Source organism: Streptomyces sp. EDA2-14 (assembly GCF_054963755.1).
This window is the reverse complement of sequence record NZ_JBUEGE010000011.1, coordinates 204,667-223,617: the sequence shown is the minus strand read 5'-3', so window position 1 is coordinate 223,617 and position 18,951 is coordinate 204,667. Positions and strand designations below refer to the sequence as shown.

19 protein-coding genes are annotated in these 18,951 nt (G+C 72.3%); 6 read left to right on the top strand and 13 right to left on the bottom strand.

The window, feature by feature from the left end:
• Window positions 1-11: 11 nt before the first annotated feature.
• Window positions 12-902 (top strand): sigma-70 family RNA polymerase sigma factor, encoded by an 891-nt coding sequence (locus ACY34M_RS25535; RefSeq protein ID WP_462720631.1) that lies wholly within the window; start codon window positions 12-14, stop codon window positions 900-902.
• Window positions 903-972: 70 nt separating this feature from the next.
• On the opposite strand, the gene mnhG is transcribed toward ACY34M_RS25535, so the two are convergent.
• The 8 genes from mnhG to ACY34M_RS25495 all read right to left on the bottom strand — a co-directional run bounded on the left by mnhG (window position 973) and on the right by ACY34M_RS25495 (window position 9,734).
• Window positions 973-1,338: a monovalent cation/H(+) antiporter subunit G gene (mnhG, locus tag ACY34M_RS25530; RefSeq protein WP_462720630.1), complete on the bottom strand. Its 366-nt coding sequence runs from the start codon at window positions 1,336-1,338 to the stop codon at window positions 973-975.
• On the bottom strand, window positions 1,335-1,715 hold the full coding sequence (locus tag ACY34M_RS25525) for a monovalent cation/H+ antiporter complex subunit F (protein WP_462720629.1): 381 nt from the start codon (window positions 1,713-1,715) through the stop codon (window positions 1,335-1,337). Before ACY34M_RS25525 ends, mnhG begins: the two co-directional genes overlap by 4 nt.
• Complete coding sequence (locus ACY34M_RS25520) at window positions 1,712-2,323, bottom strand: Na+/H+ antiporter subunit E (RefSeq protein ID WP_462720628.1); 612 nt, start codon at window positions 2,321-2,323, stop codon at window positions 1,712-1,714. Before ACY34M_RS25520 ends, ACY34M_RS25525 begins: the two co-directional genes overlap by 4 nt.
• On the bottom strand, window positions 2,320-3,912 hold the full coding sequence (locus ACY34M_RS25515) for a Na+/H+ antiporter subunit D (protein WP_462720627.1): 1,593 nt from the start codon (window positions 3,910-3,912) through the stop codon (window positions 2,320-2,322). Before ACY34M_RS25515 ends, ACY34M_RS25520 begins: the two co-directional genes overlap by 4 nt.
• A complete protein-coding gene (locus ACY34M_RS25510; protein WP_462720626.1) occupies window positions 3,909-4,493 on the bottom strand; it encodes a Na(+)/H(+) antiporter subunit C in 585 nt (194 codons plus the stop codon). Before ACY34M_RS25510 ends, ACY34M_RS25515 begins: the two co-directional genes overlap by 4 nt.
• Window positions 4,490-7,384 carry a Na+/H+ antiporter subunit A gene (locus tag ACY34M_RS25505; RefSeq protein ID WP_462720625.1) on the bottom strand — a complete coding sequence of 965 codons (2,895 nt, stop codon included), beginning with the start codon at window positions 7,382-7,384 and terminating at the stop codon, window positions 4,490-4,492. The genes ACY34M_RS25510 and ACY34M_RS25505 overlap by 4 nt, the downstream gene beginning before the upstream one ends.
• A gap of 93 nt (window positions 7,385-7,477) precedes the next feature.
• A complete protein-coding gene (locus ACY34M_RS25500; RefSeq protein WP_462720624.1) occupies window positions 7,478-8,719 on the bottom strand; it encodes a cytochrome P450 family protein in 1,242 nt (413 codons plus the stop codon).
• A 178-nt stretch (window positions 8,720-8,897) separates the two neighbouring features.
• Window positions 8,898-9,734 (bottom strand): SDR family oxidoreductase, encoded by an 837-nt coding sequence (locus ACY34M_RS25495; protein WP_462720623.1) that lies wholly within the window; start codon window positions 9,732-9,734, stop codon window positions 8,898-8,900.
• Window positions 9,735-9,826: 92 nt separating this feature from the next.
• On the opposite strand from ACY34M_RS25495, the gene ACY34M_RS25490 reads away from it, so the two are divergent.
• On the top strand, window positions 9,827-10,429 hold the full coding sequence (locus tag ACY34M_RS25490; protein ID WP_462720622.1) for a TetR/AcrR family transcriptional regulator: 603 nt from the start codon (window positions 9,827-9,829) through the stop codon (window positions 10,427-10,429).
• Between the two features lie 3 nt (window positions 10,430-10,432).
• On the opposite strand, the gene ACY34M_RS25485 is transcribed toward ACY34M_RS25490, so the two are convergent.
• Window positions 10,433-11,467: an SMP-30/gluconolactonase/LRE family protein gene (locus tag ACY34M_RS25485; protein ID WP_462720621.1), complete on the bottom strand. Its 1,035-nt coding sequence runs from the start codon at window positions 11,465-11,467 to the stop codon at window positions 10,433-10,435.
• 50 nt (window positions 11,468-11,517) lie between these two features.
• A complete protein-coding gene (locus ACY34M_RS25480; protein ID WP_462720620.1) occupies window positions 11,518-12,576 on the bottom strand; it encodes an SDR family NAD(P)-dependent oxidoreductase in 1,059 nt (352 codons plus the stop codon).
• A 159-nt stretch (window positions 12,577-12,735) separates the two neighbouring features.
• Here ACY34M_RS25480 and ACY34M_RS25475 point away from each other — a divergent pair, with 159 nt between their 5' ends.
• Window positions 12,736-14,541, top strand: a complete 1,806-nt coding sequence (locus ACY34M_RS25475; protein ID WP_462720619.1) for a flavin-containing monooxygenase — start codon at window positions 12,736-12,738, stop codon at window positions 14,539-14,541.
• Between the two features lie 4 nt (window positions 14,542-14,545).
• On the opposite strand, the gene ACY34M_RS25470 is transcribed toward ACY34M_RS25475, so the two are convergent.
• The gene (locus tag ACY34M_RS25470; RefSeq protein WP_462720618.1) at window positions 14,546-15,409 is read right to left on the bottom strand and encodes an endonuclease/exonuclease/phosphatase family protein; all 864 of its coding nucleotides are present in this window, start codon (window positions 15,407-15,409) and stop codon (window positions 14,546-14,548) included.
• A gap of 64 nt (window positions 15,410-15,473) precedes the next feature.
• Window positions 15,474-15,926, bottom strand: a complete 453-nt coding sequence (locus ACY34M_RS25465) for an Lrp/AsnC family transcriptional regulator (protein WP_462720617.1) — start codon at window positions 15,924-15,926, stop codon at window positions 15,474-15,476.
• A 113-nt stretch (window positions 15,927-16,039) separates the two neighbouring features.
• Here ACY34M_RS25465 and ACY34M_RS25460 point away from each other — a divergent pair, with 113 nt between their 5' ends.
• The 3 genes from ACY34M_RS25460 to ACY34M_RS25450 all read left to right on the top strand — a co-directional run bounded on the left by ACY34M_RS25460 (window position 16,040) and on the right by ACY34M_RS25450 (window position 17,654).
• Window positions 16,040-16,654: a LysE family translocator gene (locus ACY34M_RS25460; protein WP_462720616.1), complete on the top strand. Its 615-nt coding sequence runs from the start codon at window positions 16,040-16,042 to the stop codon at window positions 16,652-16,654.
• 101 nt (window positions 16,655-16,755) lie between these two features.
• The gene (locus ACY34M_RS25455; RefSeq protein WP_462720670.1) at window positions 16,756-17,130 is read left to right on the top strand and encodes a PaaI family thioesterase; all 375 of its coding nucleotides are present in this window, start codon (window positions 16,756-16,758) and stop codon (window positions 17,128-17,130) included.
• Complete coding sequence (locus ACY34M_RS25450; RefSeq protein ID WP_462720615.1) at window positions 17,127-17,654, top strand: GNAT family N-acetyltransferase; 528 nt, start codon at window positions 17,127-17,129, stop codon at window positions 17,652-17,654. The genes ACY34M_RS25455 and ACY34M_RS25450 overlap by 4 nt, the downstream gene beginning before the upstream one ends.
• Here the strand turns inward: ACY34M_RS25450 and ACY34M_RS25445 are convergent.
• Window positions 17,629-18,810 carry an acyl-CoA dehydrogenase family protein gene (locus ACY34M_RS25445; RefSeq protein ID WP_462720614.1) on the bottom strand — a complete coding sequence of 394 codons (1,182 nt, stop codon included), beginning with the start codon at window positions 18,808-18,810 and terminating at the stop codon, window positions 17,629-17,631. The two genes, ACY34M_RS25450 and ACY34M_RS25445, sit on opposite strands and share 26 nt — an antisense overlap.
• Between the last annotated feature and the right edge of the window lie 141 nt (window positions 18,811-18,951).

The following is an 18,951-nucleotide window of genomic DNA, read 5'->3' as shown; positions in this document are numbered from 1 at the left end:
GGACGTGACCGATGGCCCCAGCTGAAGAGCTCAGCCGACACTTCGAGGCGAGCCGCCAGCGGCTGACCGCGTTGGCCTACCGAATCCTCGGCGACAGCGCAGACGCTGAAGACGCTGTCCAAGATGCCTGGGTTCGCCTCAGCCGCCCCGGCGCAACAGACATTGACGCCGTCACCAACCTCGACGGGTGGATGACCAGGGTCGTTTCACGCACATGCCTGAATAAGCTCCGAGCCCGCGCTGCGCGACCAGAAAGCCCGACAGACGCGACTGGGCCCGAGCTCCGCGTGCGAACCGAGGAGGCCCTCGGGCCAGAGGATCAGGCACTTCTCGCCGAACAGGTCAGTCTGGCTCTCCATATTGTTCTGGAGAGTCTGTCGCCTCCCGAGCGTCTCGCGATCGTGCTCCACGATTCCTTCGGGATGCCGTTCAGCGAGATTGCCAACGTGCTCGGCCAGTCGACCGAAGCGACCCGCAAACTTGCCAGCCGTGCACGCAGGCGAGTGCACGCCGTCGACCCGGCCGAGATCGATACCGACCCTGCCGGGCAACGCCGTGTGGTCGAGGCATTCTTCGCGGCATCCCGCGACGGTGACCTCGACACGCTCCTTGGCCTGTTGCACCCCGAGATCACCTTCCACGCCCATGGCGGCACCACGAGCCCTGCCGCAACCGCCACCATCCACGGCCCGGAGAACGTGACCCGGCGCGCGGCGACGTTCGCCGTCCCAGACGCCACGTTCCAGCCGATCACGGTAAACGGCAGCGCAGCAGTCGTCGTCCGCACCCACCACAAGCCCGTCTCGATCATGGCCTTCGTGATCATTCACGGCCGGATCGCCCAGATCTACTCGCTGCTTGATCGGGCACGCATCGAACAGCTCGTCCAAAGCCTCGGATAGATCCATCAGCGATGGCCCGCTCAGAACGGTCCTCACCCAGCCGTTCGACCAATGTCCCGGGTCAGTACACCTAGGGGCGGTCCGGCGGCGGTGGGTCGCGGCGTGCCGAGGCCAGATCGTCGCGCAGCAGCGCGACCTCGCCGACCTGGCCCGTGCGGTACGCGGCCCGGGCCACGAGGTGGGCCGCCACCGCGCTGGTCAGGAGCTGGAAGAAGGCGACCAGGGCGAGCGTGCCCAGGTCGACGCCCGAGCGCAGGCGCAGCGCGACGCCCGCCACGAGCAAGAGCGTGCCGAGCGTCTGCGGGTTGGTCGCGGCGTGGCTGCGGGTCAGTACGTCGGGCAGCCGGAGCATGCCGATGACTCCGGTCAGACAGACCGCGGCGCCGGCGAACAGCAGGAGGGACCCGGCGAGATCGGTGACGGCGTGCCAGTTCACGGGCGCTCCTTGGGGCCTTGGTCCCTCTTGGCGGAGCCCTGGGCCCTCTTGCCGGAACCCTGGTCCTTCTTGAGGGAGATGATGCCGGACCTCGGCCGTACCCCCGGCCGGTCGCGCGCCGCGATGAAGCGGGCGATGGCCACCGAACTCGTGAAGCCGAGGAAGGCGATCACCAGCATGATCGACAGGTAGTAACTGGTCCGGGTGATCGCGGCGTTGACCCCGATCGCGGCGATGATGAGCACCGCCGCGATGTCGACGGACACGGCCCGGTCCAGCATCGAGGGGCCGCGCCAGATCCGTACCAGGAGCAGTGCGCCGGCCAGCACGATCAGCACCAGCGCGGCGTTGAGCAGGATGTCGTTGGCCAGTTTCATGCGTCGGGCGCCCTTCCTTCCGGGGAGCCGGGGGAGTCCGGTGGTTCGGGGGCGTCGGGCGCGTCGGGTGGCGCCGGGGCCGTGACCCGGGCGATCTCCTCGCGCGTGCCGAAGGCCCGTACAACGAGTCGTTCCAGGCGGTGCGCGTCGGCGCGGGCCCGGTGCACCGCCCGCGGGTCGTCGGCGTGCGCCACGTGCAGGAACAGGGTGGCGCCGTTGACCTCGACGAGGGCGCCGCCGGGCACGCTGGACACCGCCACGGCCGTCGCCGCGATCATCAGGTCGGTGCGGCAGCGCAGCGGGACCGCGATGACGGCCGCGGGGCCCGGCCTGCCGCGCAGGGTCTGCCAGGTGACGGTGACCGTCGACGACGTCATGTCGTACAGGAGGTAGCCGGCGAGCCGGACGATGCCGATCGGGCGCAGACGCAGGTCGAGTTCGACGGCCGGGAGCGGGAACACCAGGCACAGCACGACCGCGACGACCACGCCGCTGATGACGTTTCCCCAGGTCAGGCCCGACCACAGCAGGGTCCAGATGACGGTGAGCCAGGCGATCAGCGGCAGGTCGATGCGGCGCCAACGGCCGCGCGGGCTTGAGGAGTTCACTGGTCGAGCACCGCCTCCACGTAGGGCGTGCGGGCGAGGAGTTCGTCGGCCGAGCGGTCGGCGAGGCCGGTGAGCGGGGTGGCCAGCAGGGTGTAGGAGAGGCCGAGGAGGACCGCGGCGGCCGTCGCCGCCGTCATGGCGCGAGGGATGCGCATGGTGGTGCGCACGCACACGGCGGTGGCCACCGCCGTGCCGCCGCCGCTCTCCGCCGGATCCGAGTCGGTGTCGTCGCTCTCCTCCAGCACGTCGTCCTCGGACGGGGGTTGGGCGGGCGCCGCGCGCCAGAACACCAGGTTCCACACCTTCGCCATCACGTACAGTGTCAGCAGGCTGGTCACGGCCGCGGCGGCGAGCAGTGTGTACGACCAGGCGCCGCCGACCGCCGCACCGGCCCGCATCAGGCCCAGCTTGCCGAGGAAGCCGGACAGGGGCGGGATGCCCGCGAGGTTCATGGCGGGCACGAACCAGAGGGCGGCGAGCAGCGGCGCCGAACGCATGGTGCCGCCCAGGCGGGTCAACTCCGTGGTCCCGTACCGCTTTTCCAGGAGTCCCGCCGACAGGAACAGCGTCGTCTGCACGGTGATGTGGTGGGCGGTGTATACGATGGCGCCGCCGATGCCGCCCCGGTTGCCGAGCGCGATCCCGTACAGCATGAAGCCGATGTGGCTGACGAGGGTGAACGACAGCAGGCGCTTGAGGTCGGTCTGGGCCACCGCGCCGAGAATCCCGATGATCATCGAGGCGAACGCCACCGCCATCAGCACGGCCGAGAGCCGGTTGCCCGGGAAGAACAGCGTGTCGGCGCGGATGATCGAGTACACGCCGACCTTGGTGAGCAGCCCCGCGAAGACGGCGGTCACCGGCGCCGGGGCCGTCGGGTAGGAGTCGGGCAGCCACGCGGCGACCGGGAACGCCGCCGCCTTCACCCCGAACACCGTGAACAGCAGCACCTCCGCCAGCGTCCGCACGCCCAGCGGGATCTCCGGCATCCGCTGGGCGATCTGCGCGAAGTTCACGGTGCCCACGGCCGCGTAGGTCACGGCGATGCCGATGAGGAACACCAGCGACGAGACGAGGGAGACGACGACGTACGTCGAGCCCGCCCGCACCCGTGGTTCCGTGGCGCCCACCGTGAGCAGCACAAAGCTGGCCATCAGCATGATCTCGAAGCCGACGTAGAGGTTGACGAGGTCGCCCGCGAGGAAGGTGAGCGACACTCCGGCGACCAGCACCAGGTACGCCGGGTGGAAGACGGCGATCGGCGCCCGCTCCTCGCGGTCCGCCATGCCCTGGCTCATCGCGTAGATCAGCACGATGAAGGTGACGGCGCCCGACACCAGGAGCATCAGCGCGGCGAGCCGGTCGGCGACCAGGGTCACGCCGAGCGGCGGCCCGAAGTCGCCGAGGTGCACCACGAGCGGGCCCGTGCGGTCGGCCTCGACGAGCAGCACGACGTCGACGGCGACGACGCCCGCGAGCACCCCGACCGTGATCAGCCGGTGCAGCCAGCGCAGCCGCGGCCCGATGAACAGGGTCAGGCCGCACACCACCAGGGGCAGCACGACGGGCAGCGGGACAAGGGAGTTCACCGGGTCTCCTCCGGTCGGGGCTCGGCCGGGTCGGCGGCGCTCGCCGTGGGCGGGTCCGCACCCAGGACGTCGTCCCACAGGTCGCCGTCCGCGTCCCGGGCGCGGGCCTGGTAGGCGCGGTTGGCGCGCAGCCTGCGGCGCTGCTCGCGCCGCTCGTCGCGCCAGGCGCTCGGGCCCTCGCCGCGGTGGAGCTCGCGCAGCTCGGCCCGCTCGGCGGAGATCTCCGCGCGCAGCACCACGCGCCGGTCCGCGACGTCGTCCGGCACGAAGTCCGAACCGGTCAACTGGCTGCTGCGGTACGCCATCGCGAGGACGAACGCCGTGGTGGCGAGGGTGATCACGACGGCGGTGAGGATGATCGCCTGCGGCAGCGGGTCCGTCACGCGGGCCCGGTCGACGCCCGGATACAGCAGCGGCGGGAACCCGGCCGTGCCCGTGGAGGCGAGGACGAAGAGGTTGATGCCGTTGCCGCACACGATGATGCCGACCAGGACGCGGGTCAGGCTGCGGGTGTGGATGAGGATCCCGCCCGCGGTGGTCAGCACGACCGCGCAGACGAGCAGGGTGAGACTGACGGTCACGGTTTCTGCGCCTCCCCGGCGAGCGCGAGACTCGCCCTGTACTCGGTCTGCTGGTCGATCTTCGAGCCGAGCGCCCGTACGACGTCCAGGACCACGCCGAGGACGAGCAGGTACACCCCGAGGTCGAAGAGGACGGCGGTGCTCGCGTGCCAGTCGCCGATCAGCGGCAGGTGCCCGTGCCAGGTCCAGCCGTGCAGCACCGTGCCGTCGGCGAGGCCGACGAGCGCGACCGACGTCGACAGGGTCAGGCCGAGTCCGGTGAAGAAGCCCGGGTGGACCGGCGCCGCCGCCAGCAACTCGTGCCGACCGCCCGCCAGGTAACGGATCGTCAGGGCGATGCCGGCGACGAGACCGCCGACGAAACCGCCGCCCGGCAGGTTCTCCGCGCACAGCAGCAGGTACACCGACAGCACCAGAATCGGGTGGAAGACGAGCCGGGCGACCACCTCGAAGACGACCGAGCGGTGCTCCGGGGCGAGCGTGTCACCGGCCACCAGCCAGCTGCGCTCGGGCGCGCCCTGCTGGTACTTGGCCGGCACCTTGAGCTTCGAGGTGGCCAGCGACCACGCGGTGACCCCACCGGGCAGCCGGGGCGGCGGGGCGGTCGCACGGCCCTGGCGGCGGTGCACGTACAGCAGGCTCGTGACGCCCAGGACGGCGACGGCGAGGACCGCCGACTCGCCCATCGTGTCCCAGGCGCGGAAGTCCACGAGGATCGTCGCGACGACGTCCTTGAGGCCGTGGTGGGCGGTCTCCTCGATCAGCGCGGCGCCCGCGGGCTGCGCCGTGCGCGCGCCGATCGCCAGCCACACCGCGCACGCCACCGCCACACTGCTGCCCAGCGCGATCAGCATGCTCACCCCCCACCGCCAGGTGCGCTGCGAGTCGCCGAAGAAGACCGGCAGACGCCGCAGGACGAGGACGAGCACGACCGTCGAGACCGTCTCCACGCCGAACTGGGTGAGCGCCAGGTCGGGTGCCCCCTGCACGACGTACAGGAGCGCTGTGCCGTAGCCGGTCAGGCCCGCGAGCACCGCCGCCTTCATGCGGCGCTGCACCACCAGGCACATCAGGGCGCACGCACAGGCCAGGGCGCCGACCGCCGCCTGCATCGGGTGGTCCCACAGGCGGGGCGCGGGCGTGCCGTGCCAGGGCCGGTCGGTGGCGAGGACCGCGAGCAGGCCGACGAACATGACGCCCAGGACCGTCGCCACGTACGAGGGCAGGGAGCCCTTCTGCACGGCGCCCGTGATCTGGAGCGCGGAGCGTTCGAGGCCGAGCACGGTCCGGCCGAACACCTCGTCTGCCTTCGGCCAGGCCAGGCGACGACCGACCCGTACCACCGGCTCGCGCGCCAGGAACAGCGCGGCGCCGCCCGCCCACGCGAGCACCGACAGGCCGAGCGCGGCCCCGAACCCGTGCCACAGCGCCAGGTGGTAGGGGTGCTCGGGGACCGGGTACTGGGCGGCGTACCGCTCGAAGAGCTGCGCCGTCCAGCCGATGCCGGGGCCGAGGACCAGGCAGCCGACGGCGAGCAGCGCGGGCGGCGCGAGGAAGGCGGCGTCCACGCGGTGCACGGCGGAGTCCCCGGTGCCCGGCTTGCGCGCGAACGCGCCCCACAAAAAGCGCAGGGTGTACGCGGTGGTGAGCGCGGAGCCGACGACGACGCACGCGAGCACCCACCGCTCGCCGACGCTGCCGTGCAGCAGCGCGTCGAACGCCGCCTCCTTGGCCGCGAACCCGAGCAGCGGCGGCAGGGCCGCCATCGAGGCGCCCGCGAGGACGGCGACCCCCGCCACCCACGGCAGCCGCCGCCCCACGCCCGACAGACGGCGCAGGTCGCGGGTGCCCGTCGCGTGGTCGACGATCCCGGTCACCAGGAACAGCGGCGCCTTGAACAGCGCGTGCCCGAGGAGCATCGCGACGGCCGCGAGGGCGGCGTCGTACGAACCGGCGCCCGCGAGCACCACCAGGAAGCCCAGTTGGCTGACGGTGCCGTAGGCGAGCACCAGCTTCAGGTCGTTGAGCCGCAGCGCGCGCCAGCCGCCGAGCAGCATCGTCACCGCGCCCAGGGTCAGCAGCAGGAGGCGCCACGGTGCGACGTCGGCGAAGGCGGGCGCGAACCGCGCCACCAGGTACACACCCGCCTTCACCATCGCGGCGGCGTGCAGATAGGCGCTGACCGGGGTGGGCGCCGCCATCGCGTTCGGCAGCCACATGCTCAGCGGCCACACCGCCGACTTGGCGAGCGCCCCGCACAGGATCAGCACGACGGCGGCCGACAGGGTGCCGCTCGCGGCGGGCGGCGACTCCAGGATGCGCGAGATGCGGTACGTGCCCGCCAGGTGACCGAGCATCAGGAACCCGACGAACATGGCGAGCCCGCCGACCGAGGTCACCGTCAGGGCCTGCAGCGCGCAGCGGCGGCTCGCGCGTTTCTCGCTGTCGTAGCCGATGAGCAGGAACGACAGGACGGTGGTGAGTTCCCAGAAGAGGTAGAGCGTCATGAGGTCGTCGGCGAGGACGAGGCCGAGCATCGCGCCCGCGAACGCCAGCAGGTTTCCGGCGAAGGAGCCCAGCTGGCGGGCGCCGCCGTCGAAGTAGCGCACGCAGTAGAGCAGCACGAGCGCGCCGATGCCGGCGGCGAGCAACACCATGACGAGGGACAGTGCGTCGAGCCGGAAGGCGATCTCGACGTCGTAGTCCCTGATCCACCACCAGGACTCCTCGCTCGGCGTGCCCGCGCTCACCTCGCCCCAGCGGGACAGCGCCCAGCCGAGTGCGGCGGCGGGTGGCAGCGCGAGCAGCGCGAACCCACGCGGCCCCGCCCGGCGGATCAGCGGGGCAGCGCAGAGCGCGACGACGAAGTGTGCGAGGACCAGTGCGGTCATACACGATACATATCGGGTGAAAAGGGGTGCCTTGGGTGGGGCGCGCCGGGCGGGCCCCCACCCGTTTGGCACCGACCGGGGCCTCGCCCGGTGTCAGCGCGGCGCGGCCGTGCCCGGCTTCAGGAGCACCGGCAGGGCCGTGTGCCCGTTGCTGATGAGCGACGGGGACGCGGCGAGTTCGTCCGCGGGCACGGCGAGCCGCAGCCCGGGGAAGCGCTCGAACAGCATGCGCAGAGCGGTCTCGACCTCCAGGCGGGCGAGCGGTGCGCCGAGGCAGAAGTGCACCCCGTGGCCGAAGGCGAGGTGCTCCTTGGAGGGGCGGGTGGCGTCGAAGGCGTCGGCGCCGTCGCCGTGCAGGTCCGGATGGCGGTTGGCGGCGGCGTACGAGGCGAGGATCGCCTCCCCGGCGCGGATCGTCCCGCCGTGCGGCAGCGGGATGTCCTGGAGCGCGCAGCGCAGCGGGAGGTGCTTGACCGCCGGTTCGTGGCGCAGCGTCTCCTCGACGACGTCCTGCCAGGTGCAGCGGCCCGCCCGGACGTGGGCCAGTTGGTCCGGGTCGGTGAGCAGCGCGGTCACGGCCTGGTCGATGACGTTGACGGTGGTCTCGTAACCGGCGCTGATCATCAGCAGCAGGGTGTCGCGCAGTTCGCCGTCGGAGAGCGCGGCGCCGTCGCCCTCCTCGTCGCGGGCGGCGAGGAGCAGCGACGTCATGTCGTCCTGCGGCCTGGACCGCTTCGACGCGATCAGCTCGTTCAGCAACGCGTAGAGTGCCGCCGTGTTCTTGGCGGCCTCGTCGGCGGAGAGCGTGGTGGCGAACACCCCGTCCACCAGCGTGCGGAACTGCTCGCGCTGCTCCTCGGGCACCCCCATGAGACGGCTGATCACGGCGATCGGCAGCGGATACGCCAGGCGCTCGCGCAGATCGACCACCGCGCCGGCGGGCAGCGCGTCGAGCGCGTCGAGCAACCCGGTGACGAGCTCCTCGGTGTCGGCCCGCAGCGCGGCGACCCGGCGGGCCGTGAACGCGGGGGCGATCATGCGGCGCAGGCGGCGGTGGTCGCTGCCGTACGCGGTGAACATGTTGTCGACGGCCACCCACAGTGCCAGCGGCCAGGTGGTGAGCGCGTCGTCGAAGCCGGGCCAGTGGGCGCGGGTGTTCTTGGAGACGTGAGGGCTCGTCAGGAGCTGCTTGAGGAGCGTCGGATCGGAGACGGACCAGGCCGTGACCCCGAGGATGTCGACGCGGGTGGCGGGCCCGCGCTCGCGCAGGGCGCGGTGTTCGGCGTGGTGGTCGGACGCGGTGGGGTCGAGGGCGAGGACCTGGTGGTCGGCCATGGGGCTCTCCTTCGCGCAGAGGGCCGCGGGGCCGGGCGGTCGGGACCCGGCCGGTGCCCGTGCGGGCGTGCGGTCCGTCCTTCGAGCCTGCGGCCGCGCCGTCGCCGCGTCCAGGGTGCCTCCTCGGCCGCGCGGCCCGCGCGGCCCGCACGGCACCCCGGCACCCCGGCGCGCGGTCTCAGGACGCGGCGCCGCCCCCGCGCGCCGCCGAGCGCACCGACGCGACCACCCCGCCGTCCACCAGAAGATCGGTCCCCGTCACGAAGGACGCCGCGGGGGAGAGCAGGAACGCCGTCGCCTCCGCGATGTCGCCCGGGGTCCCGGCCCGGCCGGTGCCCGAGCCCTCGATCATGGCCCGCATGTGGGCGCCGGACTCACCGGCCAGCTCGGCCCGGCCCATGCGGGTGGAGACGACGCCGGGGCTGACCGAGTTGATCCGGGCCCCGCGCGCTCCCCAGGCGAGCGAAGCGGCCTGCACGCGCAGGTGGTTGGCGCGCTTGGCGACGGAGTAGGCGGCGCCGGGGTCGGACAGGGCGTCGGGGCGCAGGAACGGCAGGTCCAGCAGCTCGTCGGTGGGCGTGGAGCGCAGCGCGGACTCGACCTCGGGCGGCAGCGTGGCCATGTGCCCCGCCATGGACGCGACCACGACCCCCGCGCCGCCCTCGGCGACGACCTTCCCGAACTCCTCCAGGACGAGCGCCACCCCCAGCAGGTCCACGGCCAGCACGGCCGCGGTCGGCGCCTGCACCGGGGAGAGCCCCGCGGTGTGCGCGAGCCGTGTGACCGGGCCCAGCGCGGCGGCCGTCTCCGCGAGGTGTGCGACCGACGCCCGCTCGGACACGTCGACGCGCACCGGCGTGACGTCGTAGCCGTCGCCGGTCAGCTCCTCGGCCGCCGACGCCAGCAGTTCCGCGTCGAAGTCGGCCACGACCAGCCGGGCCCCCGGGCCCTCGCGCCGCGCGATCTCCTTCCCCATGCCGCCGACACCGATGACGACGACCACAGGCTTGGCCATGCGTTTCTCCTCTTCGTAGCTGCTGCTGGGGGTCCGTGCCGCAGGCGCGGGGGTCCGTATTGCGCGGCATTGCGCTGCATTACGCTGCCCAAGTGAGCAAGCCCCCCGAGTCCGCCGAGTCCTTCGAGCCCGCCGAGCCCGCCCGGGCCCGCCCGGCCAACCAGGGCCCCCGCGCCGCCGCCCGCAACCGGGCCGCCCTGATCGCGGCCGCCCGCGAGGTCTTCGCCGAACAGGGGCTCAACGCACCGCTGTCCACCGTCGCCCGCCGCGCCGGGGTCGGGCAGGGCAGCCTGTACCGGCACTTCGCCGACCGGGTGGCGCTCGCCTCCGCCGTGCTCGACGAGAACGTGCGGCAGATCGAGCGGGCCGCCGCCGAGCCCGACGCCGACCTCACGTCCGTGCTCGGCGTCGTCACCTGGCACATCACCCGCTCCACCGCCTTCGTCGACCTGCTGCGGGTGCGCGGTGACGACGCGCAGGGCCGTGAGCTGTCCGCGCGGGTGCGCGCCGTGCTCGACGGTCGCCGCACCGGGCAGCGGTTCTCCGCCGACGAGTTGATGCTCGCCATCGCGATGGTCTCCGGCGCGGTCGCGGGCCCCACCCTCGCCGGCCGCGAACACCTCGCGCTCGCGGCCTGGCGCCTGCTCGGCATCGAGGTGGGGCCGCTGCGCTCCGTCGACCTCGACGACGACTGAACGTCAGCCGCCGTTCGACAGGCGGATGCCCTTGGCCAGCGCGTCGAACGTGTAGACGTAGCCGCCCTTCGGCCCGCTGACCGTCATGTACGCGTGCCTGCCGCCCGGCGTGATCGCGACATTGGTCGCCGACTGCAGGCCCTCCGCCTCCTTCGCGGGCACCTCCACCGTGCCGAGGCGCTCGCCGTACTTGCTGAACACCGCCATGGCGGGGCGGCCGTGCAGCGCCTGGTACAGATTGCCGTCGGCATCCACGGCGATCGAGTCGGTCTGCGCCACGCCGCCGTCGACGTGAATGGCCTCGTGCTGGGTGGTCACCGTGGTCTTGTCCGCGTCGAGCAGCAGGTACGAGACGGTGTCCTTGGCCAGCTCGCTGATCCACAGGCCCTTCTGCTCGGGGTCGAGCATGACGCCGTTGGGGTGCGCGAGCTTGTCGGCGAGGACGGTGGTCTTCTCGCCGTCGCGGTCGATGCGCACGATGCGGCCCTCGGCCTCGCCCGTCTTCATGCCGTGCAGATCGCTGACGTAGAGATTGCCGTCGTCGTCGAAGGCGATGTCGTCGGGGTTCATCGGGGATCCGTCGACGTCGCCGGAGAAGAACGTGCGCCGGTCCGAGCCGTCCTGTTCGAGGCTGACCACGTCGCCGGACTGGTACTCGGTCAGATACACGCGGCCGTCGTGCGGGCTGATCTGCGCGGAGGTGTACGCGCCCGTCTTGTCGGTGTAGACGCCCTTGTGCCTGCCGGTCTTCACATCGACGGAGAGCAGCTTCGGCTCACCGGCCGGGGCCGTGACGTCGACGACGTACAGGTCGCCGCTCTTGGTGAGCACCGGGCCCTCAAGGAGCGTCATGCCGGTGGCCTTGTGCGGGTCTGTGACGTGGGAGAGCTGGGTGGCCCGGATGGTGCGGCCCTCACTGGAGGCCGGGGCGGCGGCGGGCCGTGCGTCCGAGCCGGTGGCCGTCTCGGTGCCGCAGCCGGTGAGGGCGAGGAGGCCGAGGGCGGTGAGGGCGGCGAGGGTGTGTGCTCTGGTGGGCATGTGGGGGTGCACCTTCCTGTCGGTGGGGGACGTGTCGGGCTCTTGACGGCTCAGGCCACGGACCAGCCCCCGTCCGACGGCAGAATCGCCCCGTTGAGGTTCACCGCGTCCTTGCTTAGCAGGAACGTGACGGACGCGGCCAGCTCCGCGGCCTGCGCCAGACCGGGGATCGCCACCCGCATCCGCGCGGTGCGCGCCGAGCCGTAGGGGGCGCCGGCCGGGACCTGGATCCCGGTCGCGACGGCGCCCGGCGCGACCGCGTTGACCTGAACCCCGGTGCCCGCGTACTGGTACGCCGAGGACTTCGTCAGGCCGACGAGGGCATGCTTCGACGTCGTGTACGCGGCGCCGGCCGCCGATCCGCGCAGCGCCGCCTCGGACACGATGTTCACGATCCGGCCGCCGCCCGCCGCGAGCATGCCCGGCACGACGGCGCGCATCAGGAGCATGGGCCCGTCGACGTTGATCCGCATGACGCGCGCCCAGATCTTGTCGTCGACCTCGTGCACGGCGGCGTCGTCGTCCATCACGCCCGCGACGTTGGCCAGCGCGTCCACGCGGTCGCCCGCCGCGGCGAGCACGGTGTTGGCGGCCGCGGCCTCGGTGATGTCCGCGGTGACCGGCACGAGCGCCTCGCCCAACTCCTCGGCCAGGCCCGCGAGCTTCTCGCCCGACACGTCGACGGCGACGACCCGGCCGCCCTCGCGCACGACGCGCGAGGCGACGGCCCGGCCGATGCCGGAGGCGGCGCCGGTGACCACGACGGTCTGGCCCGCGAAGCGGCCCGACGTGACCTGCTCGGTCCACGGCTCGGGCGCGCCGATCTCGATGCCGGGGTCCGGGGCCGTGGCCGGCGCGGCGGTCGGGGCGGCGGTGGGCAGGCCCTCGGGTATCTCGCCGGTCTCGGCAGCGGCCACCAGCGCGTCCACCAGCTCGGCCGGGAACTTCCCGGCGGACAGCTCCACGAGCTGCTCGAGCGGGAGCGCGAGGGCGGGGGCCAGGGCCTCCTCGCTCTGTCCCTGCGAGGCCAGCACGCCGCGCAGGATCTGCCCGGCGGCGGGGTTCGCGAACCAGTCGCGCAGCGGGGAGGCGGGGGTGAGGTTCGACATCGCGGGCCTTTCGCATCGTGGTGCCGGGGTCGTGCGGCGCCGCACCCGACCCCTACCGGACAGTGTTGTCCGGTTGTTGGGTTACGGTACCCGTGGCCGCCCGGAAGTCCCAGCGAGGGGCCCCGCCGGCCGCCGACCCCCACGAGAGGAAGCCGCCGCATGACCCTGCCGCAGTGCGCCACGACGCCCCCCACCCCGCAGGAGACGGCGGAGCTGCGCGAGCGCTACCGCGCCGAGCGCGAGCGCCGCGTCCGCCCCGAGGGGACGGCCCAGTACCGGTCCACCACCGCCGAGTTCGGCTACTTCGCCGCCGACCCGTACGCGGGCGAGGTGCCCGAGCGCGAGCCGCTGCGCGACGTCGTGGACGTCGCGGTCGTCGGCGGCGGGTTCGGCGGCATCCTGGCGGGCGCGCGGATGCGGCAGCAAGGCGTGGCGAAGGTGCGGATCGTCGAGCAGGGCGGCGACTTCGGCGGCACCTGGTACTGGAACCGCTACCCCGGCATCCACTGCGACATCGAGTCGCACGTCTACCTGCCGATGCTCGACGAGACCGGCTACGTACCCGAGTGGAAGTACGCGCCGGGCGACGAGATCCGCCGCCACGCGGTGCGCATGGCGGAGCACTTCGATCTCTACGACGGCGCGCTCTTCTCCACCACGGTCACGTCCCTGACGTGGGACGAGGACGCTCGGCAGTGGCAGGTCGCGACCGACCGCGGCGATGTCTTCCGGGCCACCTACGTCGTCACCGCCACCGGCACCCTCTCCGAGCCCAAGCTGCCCGGCATCCCCGGCATCGAGGACTTCCAGGGGCACACCTTCCACACCTCGCGCTGGGACTACGGCTACACCGGCGGCGGCCCCGACGGCGGCATGACCGGCCTCGCCGACAAGCGCGTCGGTGTCGTCGGCACGGGCGCCACCGGCGTCCAGGCGATCCCCAAACTCGCTGAGGACGCCCGCCAGTTGTACGTCTTCCAGCGCACCCCCTCCGCCGTCGACACCCGCGGGCAGCGCCGCATGGCCCCGCAGGAGGTCGGCGCGGAGCGGCCCGGCTGGGCGGGCGAGCGCCGCGAGAACTTCCTGCAGATCGTCTCCGGCGAGGACGCCGAGCGGGACCTGGTCGCCGACCGCTGGACCGAGTCGGCGGGCCTCCTGGAGAAGCTGCTGCCCAGCTTCCGCCGGGACGGCGAGGCGGACTTCGAGGCCGCGTACGAGGCCGCCGACCACGCCACGATGAACCAGATCCGCGACCGGGTCGACGCCGAGGTCACCGACCCCGCCACCGCCGAGGCCCTCAAGCCCTGGTACCGCTACGCCTGCAAGCGGCCCACGTTCTCCGACCTGTACCTGCCCGCCTTCAACCGTGCCAACGTCACGCTCGTCGACACCGCGGACACCCACGGCATCGAGCGGATGACGGCGCGCGGCGTGGTCGTCGGCGGCGTCGAGTACGGGATCGACTGCCTCATCTTCGCGACCGGTTTCTCGGTCGGTGTCTCCGGTGTCACGTCCGGGAAGCTGCCCGTGACGGGCCGGGACGGCCTCCAACTCCTCGATTCGCTGGCCAAGTTCGGGCCGCGCACGCTGCACGGCTTCACCAGCGCCGGCTTCCCCAACCTGATCCAGCTGGGCCCGATGCAGAACGCCTCCAGCGTCAACTTCAGCCACATCCTCGACGAGCAGGCCGCCCATGCCGCGGCCCTCGTCGCCGCAGCCGAGGAGGCCGGCGCCGTCCTCGAACCGACCCCCGAGGCGGTCGACGCCTGGCGCGCGACCTGCGCCAAGGACGCCCCCGACCACGAGTGGTTCCACGCCGAGTGCACCCCCGGCTACTACAACCGTGAGGGCAAGGGCCGCCCCAACGGCCCCAACGCCTACCCGTACGGCGCGGTCGCCTTCCATGAACTCCTGCGCCGCTGGCGCGCGGAGAGCATGGGGGAGGTGCTGCGCAAGAAGGCGTGACGCGTTACTTGTGACCGCGTGCGGCGGGCTCCAGGTCCGCCCTGAACGGGTGGTGGTCCGAGTGCTCGGTGGGGCTCACCCCGTGGCCGCGCGCGACGAAGCCGCGCAGGAAGATGTAGTCGAACTTGCTGTGCCAGTCGGTGGTCGTCGCGCAGGTCGCGTCGGGCGCGGGGTGGCACCGCGGGTCCGCGTCCGAGGCCAGTGACCACATCGGGCGCAGTTCGGGGGCGTCCGGTACGGCGTTGAAGTCGCCCAGTGCGACGGTGCGTTCGTGCCGGGCGACCGCCTTGGCGAACACGCCGATCTGCTCCGTGCGGACCGACTCCTGGCTGAACTGGGCGAGGTGGGTGTTGAAGACGCGGGCGGGGCGGCCGCCCACCGCGGTCGTGACGGCCAGGTAGCCGCGGTCCTCCGAACCGCCGTCCGGGTACTCCACGGTGACCGGGTCGGTCATCGGGGACGCCGAGAGGATCGCCTGGCCGTACCCGCCCGGCCGCCACGGAACTCCGCCGCAGCGGCCCCAGTCGCGCAGCACCGAGCCGTACTCGACGTGGTACGTCAGCCCGTAGAAGGTCTCGAGGTAGCCGCGGATCTCCTCCACGTCCCGCACGCACGCCTCTTGCAGGCCGACGACCTGAGGCGCGTACGTCGCGATGTCCGCCGCCCTGCCGGGGTTCTGTGCGCTGCCGCAGGGGTTGCAGAGGTTCCACGTCATGACCCGGCCCGGCACGATGTCCGCGGCGGCGCCGGCGGGCAGCGCGACCGGTTCGGAGACGAGGGCGCCGCTGGGGGTGCTGCCCGGTCCGACGAGTACCGCACAGACCGCGGCCACGGCCACGGCGAGCCATCCTCTGCCCCGTCCGAACACCGGCACCTCCTCGGGCCCTACCTGCTCGTGGCCCCGTCGTCTCCCCGTCGTCGACCCGCCGTCCTCAGTCCGGCAGCGGGCGGTCCGCGACGACATTCTTCATCACGAGCGTCGAGTTGAGGCGCTGCACCCCCGGCAGGCGTGCGAGCTGCTGGTCGTAGAGCTGCTGGAAGGCGGAGAGGTCGGCGGCGGCGACCCGCAGCAGATAGTCGGGGTCGCCGAACAGGCGCTGCGCCTGCGTCACATGGGGGACCGCGGCCACCGCCTCCTCGAACGAGGCCACCGTGTCCCGGTCCTCCCAGCCCAGCGTCACGAACACGAGCGCCTCGAAGTCCAGACCGAGGGCCGACGGATCGACCACGGCGCGGTAGCCGCGGATCGCCCCCGACCGTTCCAGATCGCGCAGCCGGCGGTGGCAGGGCGACACACTCAGCCGCACCCGGGCGGCCAGCTCGGTGATGGTGAGCCGGCCGTCCATTTGCAGCTCGGTAAGAATTTTCCGGTCCATGGCGTCCATGGGGAAGATTCTCCCTCACATCTGCCGGTACCGGGGTAAAGGAGGGAACACTTACGGGCGGATCTTGCCTAGCCTTTCTCGCGTACAACTGCACGTGAGAAGGATCGATACACATGAGCACGACCACCCTGGCGGCATTCCTGGCCGTGGACCTCCTGCTGGTGTTCACACCGGGCGCGGACTGGGCCTACGCGATAGCCGCCGGACTGCGGGACCGCTCGGTCGTCCCGGCGGTGGCCGGACTGATCACCGGCTACGTGGGCTACACGCTGCTCGCCGTCGCGGGTCTCGCGGTGCTCGTGGCCAGTTCGGCCACCCTGCTCACGGTGCTGACCGTCGCGGGGGCCGGATACCTGGTGTGGCTCGGCGTCAGCGTGCTGCGGCAGCCCGCCGTGCTCACCGCCGACCAGGAGTCCGTCGGCGCCTCCCGCCGCCAGGTCATGCTCAAGGGCATCGGCATCAGCGGCCTCAACCCCAAGGCGCTGCTGCTGTACCTCTCGCTGTTCCCGCAGTTCATCCACCCGGCGACGGGCTGGCCCGTGGCCGTGCAGACCGGGGTGCTCGGCACCCTCCACATGACCGCCTGCGCCGTCGTCTACCTGGGGGTCGGTGTGCTGGCGCGCACGGTCCTGAAGACCCGGCCCACGGCGGCGCGGGCCGTGACACGTGTCTCGGGAGTCATGATGATCGCGATCGGTGGTTTCCTGTTGGCGGAACAGCTGGCATAGGTGTCGGCGCAGGCGGAGTCCAGGGAGTGCGTGTGAACGACGAGACGGACCGGAAGCGGATACAGGCCCGCGTTCGCGAGAGCTTCGAGCGCCAGGGACTGATGGCCCACCTGGGCGCCCGGCTCGCCGACATCGCCGAGGGACGGGTGTGCATCGAGCTGCCGAGCAGGCCCGAACTCACCCAGCAGCACGGCTACTTCCACGCGGGCGCCACCAGCGCGATCGCCGACAGCGCGGGCGGCTACGCGGCGTACACGCTGTTCCCCGAGGGCACCGAGGTGCTCACCGTCGAGTACAAGATCAACCTGCTGGCCCCGGCCGTCGGTGACCACCTCGAAGCCATCGGCACCGTCCTGAAGCCGGGCCGCACCCTGACGGTGTGCCAACTGGAGGTGTACGGAGTCCGGGACGGGCAGCGCAAGCTGGTCGCGAACGGGCAGCAGACCCTGATCCGGGTGGACGGGGCACGCGCGTGACGCCGCCTCCGCCCGCTCCGTCCGACGACACCCTCACCACCGACCGGCTGGTCCTGCTGCCGCTGCGCGTGGAGCACGCCGAGGAGATGGCCGACGTGCTGTCCGACCCGGTCCTGCACACCTTCATCGGCGGCGCCCCCGACACCGTCGAGGAGCTGCGGGAGCGCTACCGGCGGATGGTCGCGGGATCGCCCGAGCCCGGTGTCACCTGGCTCAACTGGGTGGTCCAACTGCGGTGCGAGGAAAGGCTGGTGGGCACCGTGCAGGCCACCGTCGGCGGCGGCGTCGCGGAGCTCGCGTGGGTCGTCGGCGCCCGGTGGCAGCGGCGCGGGATCGCCACCGAGGCCGTACGCGCGCTCGTCGCACGGCTCGGGGAGCAGGGCGACGACACGCTCGTCGCCCACATCCACCCGGAGCACCACGCGTCCGCCGCCGTCGCCACCGCCTGCGGTCTTACGCCCACCGACGAGTGGCAGGACGGCGAGATCAGGTGGGTGCTCAGCGGAAGGCCGGCAGGCCCGTGAGGGTCTTGCCGATGACCAGCGAGTGGACCTCGCTGGTGCCCTCGTACGTGAGCACCGACTCCAGGTTGTTGGCGTGCCGCATCACCGGGTACTCCAGGGTGATGCCGTTCGCGCCGAGGATCGTGCGGCACTCGCGGGCGATCCGGATGGCCTCGCGCACGTTGTTGAGCTTCCCGACACTGATCTGCTCCGGCGTGCCGCGCCCCTCGTCCTTGAGCCGGCCGAGGCGCAGCGCGAGCAGCATGCCCTTGTCGAGTTCGAGCGCCATGTCGGCCAGCTTCTGCTGCGTCAGCTGGTACGAGGCCAGGGGGCGCTCGAAGACCGTCCGGTCACCGGCGTAGGCGAGCGCCGCCTCCAGGCAGTCGCGGGCGGCGCCGAGCGCGCCGAAGACGATCCCGAAGCGGGCCTCGTTGAGGCAGCCGAGCGGGCCGGACAGGCCGCGGGCGTTCGGCAGCATCGCGTCGGCGGGCAGACGTACGTCCTCCAGGACCAGCTCACTGGTGACGCTGGCGCGCAGCGAGAGCTTGCGCTTGATCTCCGGCGCGGAGAAACCGGGGGTGTCGGTCGGCACGACGAAGCCGCGCACACCGTCCTCGGTGCGCGCCCACACGACGGCGACGTCCGCCACCGAACCGTTCGTGATCCACATCTTGGTGCCGTTGAGCACCCAGTCCGCGCCGTCCCGCTTGGCGTTCGTGCGCATCGAGCCGGGGTCGGAGCCCGCGTCGGGCTCGGTGAGACCGAAACAGCCGATCTTCTCGCCCGCCGCCATGCCCGGCAGCCACTGCTGCTTCTGCTCCTCGGAGCCGTACTTCCAGATCGCGTACATCGCGAGCGAGCCCTGCACGGAGACGAGGCTGCGCAGACCCGAGTCGACCGCCTCCAGCTCCATGCACGCGAGGCCGTACGAGACGGCGCTGGTGCCCGCGCAGCCGTAGCCCTCCAGGTGCATTCCGAGGACGCCGAGTCCGCCCAGTTCGCGGGCGAGCTCGCGGGCCGGGATGGAGCCCTCCTCGAACCACTCGGCGACCTTCGGGCGCAGCTCGCGCTCGCCCATGGTGCGCAGGGTGTCACGGATGGCGCGCTCCTCGTCGCTCAGCATGCCGTCGATGTCGACAAGGTCGAAGGGGTGGAGGGGAGTTGAGGACGACGGCATCGCGGGCTCCTTGGCTGCTGACGGCTGAGGGTGCTGACTGCTGACTGCTGACAGATGCGTGAGGTGACGCTAGGGTGCGGATATCGGATTTTGGATCCAACTTCTTCACGTCCCTCGGATCGTAGCCGCACGCCCACCGCT

Bases quoted from the DNA above. Each gene is read 5' to 3' on its own strand.
- ACY34M_RS25535 (WP_462720631.1), top strand. From the start codon at position 12: ATGGCCCCAGCTGAAGAGCTCAGCCGACACTTCGAGGCGAGCCGCCAG.
- ACY34M_RS25525 (WP_462720629.1), bottom strand. From the start codon at position 1,715: ATGAAACTGGCCAACGACATCCTGCTCAACGCCGCGCTGGTGCTGATC.
- ACY34M_RS25505 (WP_462720625.1), bottom strand. From the start codon at position 7,384: ATGACCGCACTGGTCCTCGCACACTTCGTCGTCGCGCTCTGCGCTGCC.
- ACY34M_RS25500 (WP_462720624.1), bottom strand. From the start codon at position 8,719: ATGGCCGACCACCAGGTCCTCGCCCTCGACCCCACCGCGTCCGACCAC.
- ACY34M_RS25495 (WP_462720623.1), bottom strand. From the start codon at position 9,734: ATGGCCAAGCCTGTGGTCGTCGTCATCGGTGTCGGCGGCATGGGGAAG.
- ACY34M_RS25485 (WP_462720621.1), bottom strand. From the start codon at position 11,467: ATGCCCACCAGAGCACACACCCTCGCCGCCCTCACCGCCCTCGGCCTC.
- ACY34M_RS25480 (WP_462720620.1), bottom strand. From the start codon at position 12,576: ATGTCGAACCTCACCCCCGCCTCCCCGCTGCGCGACTGGTTCGCGAAC.
- ACY34M_RS25475 (WP_462720619.1), top strand. From the start codon at position 12,736: ATGACCCTGCCGCAGTGCGCCACGACGCCCCCCACCCCGCAGGAGACG.
- ACY34M_RS25465 (WP_462720617.1), bottom strand. From the start codon at position 15,926: ATGGACGCCATGGACCGGAAAATTCTTACCGAGCTGCAAATGGACGGC.
- ACY34M_RS25460 (WP_462720616.1), top strand. From the start codon at position 16,040: ATGAGCACGACCACCCTGGCGGCATTCCTGGCCGTGGACCTCCTGCTG.
- ACY34M_RS25455 (WP_462720670.1), top strand. From the start codon at position 16,756: ATGGCCCACCTGGGCGCCCGGCTCGCCGACATCGCCGAGGGACGGGTG.
- ACY34M_RS25445 (WP_462720614.1), bottom strand. From the start codon at position 18,810: ATGCCGTCGTCCTCAACTCCCCTCCACCCCTTCGACCTTGTCGACATC.